This is a genomic window from Streptomyces sp. BRA346 (assembly GCF_052851135.1).
Genome location: NZ_JAIWIH010000046.1, coordinates 21,233 through 33,515, shown reverse-complemented (window position 1 = coordinate 33,515; position 12,283 = coordinate 21,233). Strand labels below are relative to the sequence as shown.

Sequence of the window (12,283 nt, the reverse complement as noted above, 5' to 3'; positions counted from 1 at the left end):
GCTCCGGGGCCGGGCACGCCTCGTTGTACGACCATGACACGAGTCCGCGTGCTACGCATAGTGTTCATGGATGCTGAGCGAACCACCCATGACTCCCCGAACACCGGCCGGGCCGACGCGCTGACTGACGTACCCGGGCTGCGCGTCGGCCATGCACAGCGCACCGGAGGCGGATGGCTGACCGGAACGACCGTCGTCCTGGCCCCTGAGGGCGGCGCGATCGCCGCCGTCGATGTGCGCGGCGGCGGGCCGGGCACCCGGGAGACCGATGCCCTCGATCCGCGCAATCTCGTCCAGCGCGTGGAGGCCGTCGTGCTGACCGGCGGCAGCGCGTTCGGCCTGGACAGCGCCTCAGGGGTGGCCGCCTGGCTGGAGGAGCACGGCCGCGGCTTCCGGGTCGGTCCCGATCCGGCGCAGGTCGTCCCGGTCGTCCCGACGGCAGCCCTCTTCGACCTCGGCCGGGGCGGTGACTGGCGGGCCCGGCCGGGCGCGGCCCTGGGCCGGGAGGCCGCCGAGGCGGCGGCCGGTGCGGAGCCGGGCGCGCCGGTCGGGCAGGGCAATCTGGGCGCGGGCACGGGCGCGGTGGCCGGTGGGCTCAAGGGCGGCATGGGATCGGCGTCGCTGGTGCTGCCGTCCGGCATCACGGTGGCCGCGCTGGTGGCGGTCAACGCGGCCGGATCGGTGGTCGATCCGCGGACCGGCGTGCTGTACGGGCAGGGGTACGAGCCGTCCGGGGACGGCGGGCCCTACCGCCCCGGCGAAGAGGAGCACGCGGCAGCGGTGCGCCGCCTGGCCACCGCGCGGGCCGAGTCGGAGCGGCGCCAGGCCGCGTCGGTGCGGCCTCCGCTGAACACCACCCTGGCCGTGGTCGCCACCGACGCCGCGCTCACCCGGGCCCAGGCGCACAAGCTCGCGGGCACGGCGCACGACGGTCTGGCCCGGGCGATCCGGCCGGTGCATCTGCTGTCCGACGGTGACACGGTCTTCGCCCTGGCCACCGGTGATCGGCCGCTGGTGCCGGAGGAGAGCGGGGGCGATGCGGGGGATCCGGCGTTCGGGGTGCACCGGGAGGCCGGGGCGCTGAACGAGGTGCTGGCGGCGGGGGCGGACGCGCTGACCCGGGCCGTGGTCAAGGCGGTGCTGGCGGCGGAGGGGGTGGACGGCCCGGGCGGGGTCTTCCCCGCGTATCGGGATCTGTACGACGGACCGTTCTGAGCGGACGGCCCCGAGAGGGTCACAGGGGACCGAGAGGGACCGAGGACTGAGAGGGAGGGGATCATCATGGACGCCGATCTGCTGATCGTCGGAGGCGGTCCGGCGGGCTGTGCGGCCGCCGTGATGGCGTCGAGCGTCGGGATGCGGTCCGTCCTCGTCGAGTCGGGCGATGCGCTGTGCGGTGCGCTGCGGCGCATCCCGGTGGTGAGCAACGTCCTGGGCTTCACCACCGGCCCCGGGCTGGCGGCGGCGATCGAGGCCGACGTGGCACGGTGTGCCCTCTGCCGGGTCGCACTCGGGCGGCGTGCCACGCGGATCGACGCGTTCGAGGACCGGGTGGAGGTGACGGTCGAGGGGGCGAGGGCCGCCGGTGCGCGGCTGTCCGCTCCGTATGCCGTCGTCGCCACCGGGGTCGGGCCGCTGGCGCCCGCGGCCACCGGGTGGCTCGCTGGGGCGGAGGGCCGGGAGTTGCGTCAGCTGTGGGAGGCGGATACCGCGGCGCTCACCGGCCGCACGGTGCTCGTGCTCGGCGCGGACCGTCCGCTGGGCACTCTCCTCCGCGCCCATCCGGAGCTGCGGGCCCGGTTCCTGGTCGCCCATCCGCCCGAGGACGCCTACAAGGCCGAGGAGGTCGGGCAGGACGCCCGGGTGGAGCTGGTGGCCGTGCGGCGGCTGGAGTTGGGGCCGCCGTCGGCGCCGCTGCGGGCGGAGGCGCTGACGGCGGCGGGTGAGCGGTATGGCCTCACGGCCGACCTGGCGTTCCTGAATCTGGGCAGCGCCCCGGCGCCGCCCGGCGGGTCCGTCGTCACCGCCGGATCCGGCTACTGCCCGCCGGTGCGCCAGCATCCGAGGATCCGCACCGCCGGTGATCTGCGCTCCGCCCGCTTCCAGCGGATCGCGACCGCGATGGGCTCAGGCAGCGAGGCCGCGCTCAGCGCCTACTACGCTGCGCGCGGCCTCGCCACGGAGGGGATGGGGGGTGACTGAGATGGGGTCAGACCGCGACCGCCACCTTCTCCTCGTCCCCGGTGGCGCCCTTCGCGGAGGAGTCACCACCGGCCGGGGCCGTGGCGTCGGCCTCCGCCTTCTTCCGCAGCCCCTTGAGGAAGATCACCAGTCCGGTCGACACCACCGTGCCCGCCAGGATGGCAAGCAGGTAGAGGAACGGCTGGCCGATCAGCGGGACCACGAAGATGCCGCCGTGCGGGGCACGCAGCGTGCAGCCGAAGGCCATCGACAGCGCACCGGTGATCGCGCCGCCCACCATCGAGGAGGGGATCACCCGCAGCGGGTCCGCCGCCGCGAACGGAATGGCGCCCTCGCTGATGAAGGAGGCACCCAGCACCCAGGCGGCCTTGCCGTTCTCCCGCTCGGTCTTGGTGAACAGCTTCCCGCGCACGGTGGTGGCCAGGGCCATCGCCAGCGGCGGGACCATACCGGCGGCCATCACCGCGGCCATGATCTTGAGGCTGCCGTCGCTCGGGTCGGACACCGCGATGCCGCCGGTCGCGAAGGCGTACGCGACCTTGTTGACCGGGCCGCCGAGGTCGAAGCACATCATCAGGCCGAGGATCACGCCGAGGCCGATGGCGTTGGCGCCGGAGAGCCCGTTGAGCCAGTCGGTCATCGCCGACTGGGCGGAGGCGATGGGCTTGCCGATCACCACGAACATCAGGAAGCCGACGATCGCCGAGGAGATCAGCGGGATCACCACGACCGGCATGATGCCGCGCAGCGCCGCCGGGACCTTGAACCGCTGGATGGCCATGACGACCGCGCCCGCGATCAGGCCGGCGACCAGACCGCCGAGGAATCCGGCCTTGATGGTGGTCGCGATGAAACCACCGACGAAGCCGGGCACGAGCCCTGGCCGGTCGGCCATGCCGTAGGCGATGTACCCGGCCAGGACCGGCACCAGGAAGGTGAACGCCGCGCTGCCGATCTGGAAGAGCAGCGCCGCCCAGCTGGCGGTCTCGGTCCACACGAAGTGGTCCGCGACGGACTTGGCGTTGGCGATCTCGTAGCCGCCGATCGCGAAGGCGAGCGCGATGAGCAGACCGCCCGCGGCGACGAACGGGACCATGTAGCTGACGCCCGTCATCAGCCACTTGCGCAGCCTGGTGCCGAATCCGTCGCCGCCCGCGTCCATCGGGGCGGAGCCGTCCGAGGCATCATCGGCCGCGCCCGCCGGTGCGCTGGTCTCGCCGCGCGCCGCCTTGTCGCGCGCCTCGGCCACCAGCTCGGCCGGGCGGTTGATGCCCGCCTTGACCCCGACGTCCACCGTCGGCTTCCCGGCGAACCGCTCCTTGTCCCGGACCTCCACGTCATGCGCGAAGATCACCGCGTCGGCGGCGGCGATGGTGGCGGCGGGCAGCTTCTCGAACCCGGCCGAGCCCTGGGTCTCCACCACCAGCTCGACACCGGCCTCACGGGCCGCGTTCTCCAGCGACTCGGCGGCCATGTAGGTGTGCGCGATACCGGTGGGACACGAGGTGACGGCGACGATCCGGAAAGGCGCCGCCGCGGCCGCCGGTGCGGGCGCGGACGTCCCGGCGGGCTCGGAGGCTCCGGCGGACGTCCCGGCGGGCGCGGACGTCCCGGCCGGTTCCGCCGGGCCGCCCGCCGTGTCCTGCGGCTCCTCGGCCGCGGGCTCCGCCGCGGCGCTGTCCGAGGCGCTGTCCGAAGCGGCCGACGATTCCTCGTCACCGCGGATCAGGGCGGCCACCCGGGCCGGGTCGTCGGCGGCCCGCAGGGCGCCGGTGAACTCGGCGTTCATCAGAGACCGGGCGAGGCTGGACAGGATCGTCAGGTGATCGCTGTCGGCACCCGCGGGGGCCGCGATCAGGAAGATCAGGTCGGCCGGTCCGTCCGGCGCGCCGAAGTCGATCCGGGTCGTGCTGCGCCCGAAGGCCAGCGTCGGCTCGGTGACATGCTCGCTGCGGCAGTGGGGTATGCCGATGCCGCCGTCCAGGCCGGTCGGCATCTGCTCCTCGCGGGCCGCCACGTCGGCGAGGAAGCCGTCGAGGTCGGTGACCCGGCCCGCCGCGACCATGCGCTCGGCGAGCGACCGGGCGGCAGCTTCCTTGGTGTCGGCGGACAGGTCAAGGTCGACCAGATCCGCGGTGATCAGCTCACTCATCTCGCGGCTCCCTTGGGTGCGATACCGCCCTGGGACAGGCGGGCGGAGGGGGTGGGGACTGGGGGGTGGGAGTGGGTCGGGCCGGTCACGCGGGCTCCTTGAGCGCGCGATCCAGCGGTACGTCCGAGGTCGTGATGACGGCGGACGGGTCCAGGTCGGCCGGGGTCGGCATCACGCTGCCCGGCAGTTGTACGGCGGCCGCGCCATGGGCCACGGCCGAGGCGAGCGCGGCGGCTCCGGTGCCGCCCGCGGCGAGGAATCCGGCGAGCGAGGCATCGCCCGCACCGACGTTACTGCGGACGGCCGTGACCGTCGCCGTGCCGAAGTACGTACCGGTCCCGTCGACCAGCAGCTGACCGTCGGCACCGAGGCTGGCCAGGACGGCGCGGGCACCCAGCTCGCGCAGCTCCTCGGCGGCCTTGACCGCCTCGCCGACGGTGGCGATCGGGCGGCCGACGGCCTGGGCGAGTTCCTCGGCGTTGGGCTTCACCACATCGGGGCGCTCGCGCAGGGCCGCGGTCAGGGAGGGGCCGGAGGTGTCCAGGGCGATCCTGGCCCCCGCGCGGTGGGCCCGGGCGACCAGCTCGGCGTACCACTCGGGGGCGAGCCCGCGCGGGAGGCTGCCGCAGCAGGCGATCCAGTCGGCGTCGGCGACCCGGCTCCGCACCGCCTCCAGCAGGGCCTCGGCCTCGGCGTCGTCCAGCTCGGGTCCGCTCGCGTTGAGCTTGGTGAGGGTGCCGTCCGGCTCGGCGACGGAGATGTTGACCCGGGTCGAGCCGCGCACCGGCACGCCCGCCGCCTCGATGCCCAGCTCTTCGAGCAGCCGCGCCAGCAGCGCGCCCTCGGGTCCGCCGAGCGGCAGCGCCGCCACGGTGCGGTGCCCGGCGGCGGCCACGGCGCGCGAGACGTTGACGCCCTTGCCGCCGGGGTCGACCCGGTCGGTGGTGGCCCGCAGCACGGCGCCGCGCTCCAGCGCCGGGATCTCGTACGTGCGGTCCAGGCTGGGATTGGGGGTGACGGTGAGGATCATGCGCGTGCTACTTCCGTGCCCTGCTTTTCGATGGCGAGGGCGTCCTGTGGGCTGAGCCCGGTGTCCGTGATGAGCAGGTCGACGTCGTCGAGGCCGCCGAAGCGGGCGAAGTGCTCCTCGCCGAACTTGCCGGAGTCGGCGAGCAGCACGACCCGGCGGGCGGCGCTGATCATGACGCGCTTGACGGCGGCCTCCGCGAGGTCGGGGGTGGTGAGCCCGCTGTCCGGTGAGAAGCCGTTGGTGGCGAGGAAGACGACGTCGGCCTTGACCTCGCCGTAGCCGCGCAGCGCCCAGGCGTCGACGGCGGCCCGGGTGCGGTGGCGAACCCGGCCGCCGACCAGGTGCAGGGCGATGCCGGGGTGGTCGGCGAGGCGGGCGGCGATCGGCAGCGCGTGGGTGACCACGGTGAGCCCGGCTTCCAGGGGGATGGCGGCGGCGAACCGGGCCGCCGTCGACCCCGCGTCGATGATCACGCTGCCGTCGGCGGGAAGTTCGGCGAGGGCGGCGCGCGCGATGCGGTCCTTCTCGTCGGCGGCGGTGCTCTCGCGCTCGGCGAGGTCGGGCTCGAAGTCGAGACGCCCGGCCGGGATCGCTCCCCCGTGCACGCGGCGCACCAGACCGGCCCGGTCGAGGGCCCGCAGGTCGCGCCGTACGGTCTCGGCGGTGACCTGGAACTCCTCGGCGAGGGACAGGACATCCACCCGTCCGCTGTCGCGGGCGAGCCGGAGGATCTCCTGCTGACGCTCCGGTGCGTACATGTGGGTTTACGTCCCTTCCATGCCCGAACCTGTGATTTCGCGGCCAGATTACGTTGCCACTTCCGGAAAGTAAACAGACTCGGGCACGAAACAAACTCGACCGGGCAGACTCGGGCCAGCTTCGAAAGCTCGGGCCCGGTTCACCCCCCGCTCACGCGACAGAGCAGTACCTTCAAGGCTCTTCATCGCATTCTTCGCATCCGGGAGCGGACATGACACTCGACGGCAAGGCGGCCCTGATCACCGGTGGCAGCCGTGGCATCGGCGAGGCCATCGCCATCCGGCTCGCCGAGGACGGTGCCGATGTCGCCCTGACCTACCGCGACCGGGCCGACCGGGCGGCCGACATCGTCGAACGGATCAAGGCGCTGGGCCGCCGGGCCCTGGCGGTGCGGGCCGACAGCGCGGACCCGGAGGCGCCGCGGGCGGCCGTGGCCGGGGCCGCCGCCGAGTTCGGGCGTCTGGACATCCTGGTCAACAGCGCGGGCGTGGGAGTCCTCGGCCCGGTGACCGAGCTGTCGCTGGAGGACATCGACCGCGCCCTCGACATCAACGTCCGGGCGCCGTTGCTGACCGCCCAAGCGGCGGTCGAGCGGCTGTCCGACGGCGGGCGGATCATCAACATCGGCAGCTGCATGGCCGAGCGCGTCGCCTTCCCCGGCGGCAGCCTCTACGCGACCAGCAAGACCGCGCTGACCGGCCTGACCAAGGCGCTCGCCCGTGAGCTGGGCCCGCGCGGGATCACCGTCAACCTGATCCACCCCGGCCCGATCGACACCGACATGAACCCCGCCGACGGCGAGAGCGCCGCCATGCAGCGCGGCCTCACCGCGCTCGGCCGCTACGGACTGCCGTCGGAAGTGGCCGCGACCGTCGCCCATCTCGCGGGCGAGAGCGGGCGCTACATCAGCGGGGCGTCGATCGCCGTCGACGGCGGCTTCGCGGCCTGAGCGGAAAACGCCCCATCGGAAAACGCCCCATCGGAAAACGCCCACCGGGAGCCGCCCCACCGGGCAACCCGGGAAAGGAAGAGCCCCGGCGCTCGGGGGAGTGCGCCGGGGCTCGGTCCATGGGGTCTGTGGCGTGCGATCGGTCCATGCGGACGCTGCGGCTCAGGCCGCGGCGTCGAAGCCGGTCTGGCGGGCCATCTTCTTCAGTTCCAGCAGCGCGTGCTTCTCGATCTGACGGATGCGCTCACGCGTGAGCCCATGCTGCTTGCCGACCTCGGTGAGCGTACGCTCCCGCCCGTCATCGATGCCGTACCGCGCCTTGATGATGGAGGCGGTCCGGTCGTCGAGGCGGCCGATGAGGTCCTCCAGCTCCTCGCTGCGCAGCAGCGTCATCACCGACTGCTCGGGCGAGACGGCCGAGGTGTCCTCCAGCAGGTCACCGAACTGGGTCTCGCCCTCGTCGTCCACCGACATGTTGAGGCTCACCGGATCGCGCGCCCAGTCGAGCACGTCCGAGACCCGCTCCGGGGTGGAGCCCAGCTCCTCGGCGATCTCCGTGTGCTCCGGCTCGCGGCCGTGCTCACGGTTGAACTCCCGCTGCACCCGGCGGATCCGGCCCAGCTCCTCGACCAGGTGGACGGGCAGCCGGATCGTCCGGGACTGGTCCGCGATCGAGCGCGTGATGGCCTGACGGATCCACCACGTGGCATACGTCGAAAACTTGAAGCCCTTGGTGTAATCGAACTTCTCCACGGCGCGCACCAGGCCCGCGTTGCCCTCCTGGATCAGGTCGAGCAGGGGCAGGCCACTGCGCGGATAACGGCGCGCCACGGCCACGACCAGGCGCAGGTTGGAGCGGATGAAGACATCCTTCGCGCGGGCACCCTCGGCCGCTATGGCCTCGAGCTCCTCTCGGCTCGCACCCGCGGCTCCGGTGTCCTCAACCTCCCCGTCCAGGATCTGCTGGGCATATACACCCGCCTCGACAGCCTGGGACAGCTCCACCTCCTTGGCCGCGTCCAGCAACGGGGTGCGAGCGATCTCGTCGAGATACATGCCGACCAGGTCGCGATCGGCGATCTCCCCGCCTGTGGCGCGAACACTGTTGGCCCCATCAGCACCACCGGTGGTGGCCTGATTGCGGGCGACGGCACGGGTTGCCATGCGTGCTCCCTTACAGATGGATCGGGCGCGGACTATGAACGGACCTTCCCTGGGCGGGTGCCCCGTCCGATGGAAACAACGACTGGAATCCGGACAGAATTCCCAAGCCGCGCCCACCTTTTTACGATCATGCAGTACCCTGTGCCGCCACAGGGGGTTCAGCGCAGCGCAGCAGCGCCGGGAAAGTGCAGGTCAGGGGCGTCCGTTACGCCGGAACGACCACCTTCCCCCGCTTTCCACCTCGCCTCCCTCTCCACAAGACGGATCCCATGGCCTTCTGGTTGCCCGTACCGGGCTTGCCGGAGGCCGGGCTTGCCGGAGGCCGGGAGCGGGTGTGCGCTGGAGGGGAGGAGGTCCCGCCATGAACGGTTCCGTTTCGGCTCCGGCGCGCAGGCGCCACCGGTCGCGTCTCCCCGCCGTGCCGCTCCACCCCGCCGCCTCCTGGGTGATACCCGTCGTGCTGGGCGTCCTCACCGGCGGCTACGCGATGTTCATCGCCCACAACCAGGGGTCGACGCTGCCCTTCGCCGCACTCCTCGGCGTGGTGGCGGCGGTCGTCGTCGGCGCGGTCTGCTATCTGCTCGGGCGGGTCCAGGGACGGCTGCTGCCGGAGGTCCGGGCGGGGCTGTACGGGGTGCTGCTCGGCTGCGTGATCGGCTTCCTGTACTGCCTGAGCGGGGCGGCCGTTGGGCGGGCGACCGGCGTCGGCCTGGGGGTGGCGCTGTCGATGGCGGCGGTGTCGTTCTACATCATCCACGCCCGGTCGGACTGAGCCCGGACACCGATCCCCCGCACCGCCTCAGCCGAACTGCACCGACCGCTTCGCCAGCCCCATCCAGAAGCCGTCGATCACGCTGCGCTGGCTGCCCAGTTCCGACTCCGCCGCGCCCATCGTGACGAACAGCGGGGCGAAGTGCTCGGTGCGCGGGTGGGCCAGGGAGCCGCTCGGTGAGGCGTGCTCGAAGTCGATCAGCGCGTCGATGTCCTGCCCGGCGAGCGCGCGCCGACCCCAGTCGTCGAACTCGGTCGACCAGCCGGGCGGCGTCGGGCCGGTATGACGCAGCGCGGCCAGGTTGTGGGTGAAGAAGCCGCTGCCGACGATCAGCACTCCCTCGTCGCGCAGCGGGGCGAGCTTGCGGCCGATGTCCATCAGCTTCCGCGGGTCCAGGGTCGGCATCGAGACCTGGAGGACGGGAACGTCGGCGTCCGGGTACATCTCGACGAGCGGTACGTAGGCACCGTGGTCGAGCCCGCGGTCGGGGATGTCCTGGACGGGCGTGCCCGCGGTGCGCAGCGTCTTGCGGATGCGCTCGGCCAGTTCGGGGGCGCCGGGCGCGGCGTAGCGGACCCGGTAGTAGTGCTCGGGGAAGCCCCAGAAGTCGTAGACCAGCGGGACCGTTGCGGTGGCCCCGATCGCGAGCGGAGCTTCCTCCCAGTGCGCGGAGATCATCAGAATGGCGGTGGGCCGGGGCAGGTCGGCCGACCAGGCGGCGAGCTGTCCGGGCCAGACCGGGTCATCGGCGAGCGGCGGAGCACCATGACTGAGATAGAGGGCGGGCATGCGCGACACGGCGGCGGCTCCTCGACCAAACGAACACGAGAAAACTTGAAATATCAAGCAGTGGCTCAGATGACGGTATCGCACACTTGTTTAATTTTCAAGAAGTAGACTTACAATGAACGATGTGGACGCCATGAACTCCCCCGCAGACGCAGACGCAGAAACAGCCGCAGACGCAGGCTCGGACCCGGCCGCCGACGAGCCCCGCTGGCTGGACGATGACGAGCAGCGCACCTGGCTGGCGTACATCCAGGCCAGCATGTTGCTGGAAGACCATCTCGACCGTCAGCTTCAGCGCGACGCGGGCATGCCGCACGTCTACTACGGCCTGCTGGTGAAGCTCTCCTGGGCGCCCCGCCACCGGATGCGGATGACCGAACTGGCCGAGGCCGCCAAGATCACCCGCTCCCGGCTCTCCCACGCCATCACCCGCATGGAGAAGGACGGCTGGGTGCGGCGCGAGGACTGCGCCGACGACAAGCGCGGGCAGAACGCGGTCCTCACCGAGAAGGGGTTCGGCGTCCTCAAGCAGACCGCCCCCGGCCATGTCGAGGCCGTCCGCTCGGCGCTCTTCGACCGGCTGTCCCCGGAGCAGATCGCCCAGTTCGGCGACGTCTGCCGGATCATCGCCGACGGACTCCAGCCCGAGGGCGCCGATCTCCCCTGGCTGCGCTGAGCCGGGACGCACGAAGCCGCGACAGCCGGGAATCACGAAGTCCAGACGCACGCAGGACCCGCTCCACCGGGCGAACGCCGGGGAGCGGGGCCTGCGCCGTACGTACGCGGCGTCAGTGCGCCATGGCCGGAACGGCGTCCTCCACCGCCCCGTCGCCCGAACCGGCGACCGCGCCGCCGCCGTCCTGCCGACCGGCGCTGATCAGCGTGGTGGCGATCGCCGCGGCCAGCAGCAGGATGCCGACCGCCCAGGCGATGGCCGCGGTGTAGCCGTGCACCATCGACTGGAGCTGGAGCAGCTTGGGCGAAGAGGCCGTGGCGACATGGCCCTTGGCGTACGCCGTGGTGGCGCTGGCGGCGATGGTGTTGAGCAGCGCGGTGCCGATCGCGCCGCCCACCTGCTGCGAGGTGTTGACCATCGCGGAGGCGACGCCCGCGTCACGCGGCTCGACACCATGGGTGGCCAGGCTCATCGCGGGCATGAACGCCGTACCCATGCCGAGACCGAGCAGCACGATCGCGGGCAGGATCAGCGCCGGGTACGAGGTGTCGAGATCGATCTGGGTCAGCAGCAGCATGCCGGACGCGGCGACCAGGAAGCCCGGGCCCATCAGCAGCCGCGGCGGGACCCTGGTCATCAGCCGGGCGCCGATCTGCGTGGAGCCGGTGATCATGCCCGCGACCATCGGCAGGAAGGCCAGACCGGTTTCGACCGGACTGTATCCCTTGACGATCTGCATGTAGTAGGTGAGGAACAGGAACAGACCGAACATGCCGATGACGGCGAGACCCAGCGAGGCGTAGACCCCGCCGCGGTTGCGGTCGGTGACGACGCGCAGCGGCAGCAGCGGCGCCTTCACCCGGGACTCGACGATCACGAAGGCGATCAGCAGCACGGCGGCCGCGACGTACAGCGCGACCGTCGGGCCCGCGGTCCAGCCGTCGGACTCGGCGCGGGTGAAGGCGTAGACCAGCGCGACCAGGCCCGAGGTGGCCAGCAGCACACCGGGGACGTCCAGCTTGGAAGCGTTACGGCTCTCGGTGGGCTCGCGGATCACGGCGACCGCGCCGACCGCGGCGACGACGGCGAACGGGATGTTCACGAAGAACGTCCAGCGCCAGTCCAGGTATTCGGTGAGCACGCCGCCGAGGATCAGACCCACGGCACCGCCACCGCCCGCGATCGCGCCGAAGACGCCGAACGCCTTGGCCCGCTCCTTGGGGTCGGTGAACATCACGGCGAGCAGCGAGAGCGCGGACGGCGCGAGCAGCGCACCGAAGATGCCCTGGAGGGCTCGGGCGCCGAGCAGCATGCCGCTGCCCACGGCGGCGCCGCCGAGCGCCGAGGCCGCGGCGAAGCCGACCAGCCCGACGATGAAGGTCTGCTTACGGCCCCACAGGTCCGCGATCCGGCCGCCGAACAGCAGCAGGCCGCCGAAGGCGAGGGCGTAGGCGGTGATGACCCACTGCTTGTTGCCGTCGGAGATGTTCAGGTCGGCCTGGGCCGAGGGCAGGGCGATGTTCACGATGGTCGCGTCGAGGACGACCATCAGCTGGGCGAGGGCGATGAATATCAGCGCTTTCCAGCGCCGGGGATCGACGTAAGGAGCCTTGTTCAGGGCCGTTTCAGGCATGGGTGGGCCTACCTAGCGGTGCGGAGAGTGAGAAATGGGACGTTTGACACCCGGTTCGGACCGGGCGGAGCCGTTCAGTGAAAGCAGTGGACGAAGGAGAAGAAGACCGAAGGAGAGGAGGGAGGGGAAGGAGAAGAAGCAGGAGAAGCGAAAGCCG

11 protein-coding genes are annotated in these 12,283 nt (G+C 72.0%); 5 read left to right on the top strand and 6 right to left on the bottom strand.

Features of this window, described 5'->3' with window-relative positions; all coding sequences use genetic code 11:
* Positions 1 to 66 precede the first annotated feature (66 nt).
* Together LCH29_RS37935 and LCH29_RS37930 are read left to right on the top strand one after the other, a co-directional pair.
* Positions 67 to 1,215, top strand: coding sequence for a P1 family peptidase (locus tag LCH29_RS37935; RefSeq protein WP_446466228.1), 1,149 nt, complete (start codon positions 67 to 69; stop codon positions 1,213 to 1,215).
* Positions 1,216 to 1,281: 66 nt separating this feature from the next.
* On the top strand, positions 1,282 to 2,202 hold the full coding sequence (locus LCH29_RS37930; protein ID WP_446466227.1) for an FAD-dependent oxidoreductase: 921 nt from the start codon (positions 1,282 to 1,284) through the stop codon (positions 2,200 to 2,202).
* Between the two features lie 7 nt (positions 2,203 to 2,209).
* Here LCH29_RS37930 and LCH29_RS37925 read toward each other — a convergent pair whose 3' ends face one another.
* The 3 genes from LCH29_RS37925 to LCH29_RS37915 all read right to left on the bottom strand — a co-directional run bounded on the left by LCH29_RS37925 (position 2,210) and on the right by LCH29_RS37915 (position 6,142).
* On the bottom strand, positions 2,210 to 4,354 hold the full coding sequence (locus LCH29_RS37925) for a PTS fructose transporter subunit IIABC (RefSeq protein WP_446466226.1): 2,145 nt from the start codon (positions 4,352 to 4,354) through the stop codon (positions 2,210 to 2,212).
* A gap of 85 nt (positions 4,355 to 4,439) precedes the next feature.
* Positions 4,440 to 5,384 (bottom strand): 1-phosphofructokinase, encoded by a 945-nt coding sequence (gene pfkB / locus LCH29_RS37920; RefSeq protein WP_446466225.1) that lies wholly within the window; start codon positions 5,382 to 5,384, stop codon positions 4,440 to 4,442.
* Positions 5,381 to 6,142 carry a DeoR/GlpR family DNA-binding transcription regulator gene (locus LCH29_RS37915; protein ID WP_446466224.1) on the bottom strand — a complete coding sequence of 254 codons (762 nt, stop codon included), beginning with the start codon at positions 6,140 to 6,142 and terminating at the stop codon, positions 5,381 to 5,383. Before LCH29_RS37915 ends, pfkB begins: the two co-directional genes overlap by 4 nt.
* Before the next feature lie 212 nt (positions 6,143 to 6,354).
* On the opposite strand from LCH29_RS37915, the gene LCH29_RS37910 reads away from it, so the two are divergent.
* The gene (locus LCH29_RS37910) at positions 6,355 to 7,092 is read left to right on the top strand and encodes an SDR family NAD(P)-dependent oxidoreductase (protein ID WP_446466223.1); all 738 of its coding nucleotides are present in this window, start codon (positions 6,355 to 6,357) and stop codon (positions 7,090 to 7,092) included.
* 162 nt (positions 7,093 to 7,254) lie between these two features.
* On the opposite strand, the gene LCH29_RS37905 is transcribed toward LCH29_RS37910, so the two are convergent.
* Positions 7,255 to 8,256 carry a sigma-70 family RNA polymerase sigma factor gene (locus tag LCH29_RS37905; protein WP_179936366.1) on the bottom strand — a complete coding sequence of 334 codons (1,002 nt, stop codon included), beginning with the start codon at positions 8,254 to 8,256 and terminating at the stop codon, positions 7,255 to 7,257.
* A gap of 361 nt (positions 8,257 to 8,617) precedes the next feature.
* Here LCH29_RS37905 and LCH29_RS37900 point away from each other — a divergent pair, with 361 nt between their 5' ends.
* Positions 8,618 to 9,028, top strand: a complete 411-nt coding sequence (locus LCH29_RS37900) for a hypothetical protein (RefSeq protein WP_446466222.1) — start codon at positions 8,618 to 8,620, stop codon at positions 9,026 to 9,028.
* Between the two features lie 27 nt (positions 9,029 to 9,055).
* Here the strand turns inward: LCH29_RS37900 and LCH29_RS37895 are convergent, their stop codons facing one another.
* Entirely contained in the window at positions 9,056 to 9,817 is a 762-nt protein-coding gene (locus tag LCH29_RS37895) for a dioxygenase family protein (RefSeq protein ID WP_446466247.1), read from the bottom strand.
* Positions 9,818 to 9,950: 133 nt separating this feature from the next.
* On the opposite strand from LCH29_RS37895, the gene LCH29_RS37890 reads away from it, so the two are divergent.
* A complete protein-coding gene (locus tag LCH29_RS37890) occupies positions 9,951 to 10,493 on the top strand; it encodes a MarR family winged helix-turn-helix transcriptional regulator (RefSeq protein ID WP_446466246.1) in 543 nt (180 codons plus the stop codon).
* Between the two features lie 112 nt (positions 10,494 to 10,605).
* Here the strand turns inward: LCH29_RS37890 and LCH29_RS37885 are convergent, their stop codons facing one another.
* Complete coding sequence (locus tag LCH29_RS37885; protein WP_446466221.1) at positions 10,606 to 12,126, bottom strand: MFS transporter; 1,521 nt, start codon at positions 12,124 to 12,126, stop codon at positions 10,606 to 10,608.
* Positions 12,127 to 12,283 lie beyond the last annotated feature (157 nt).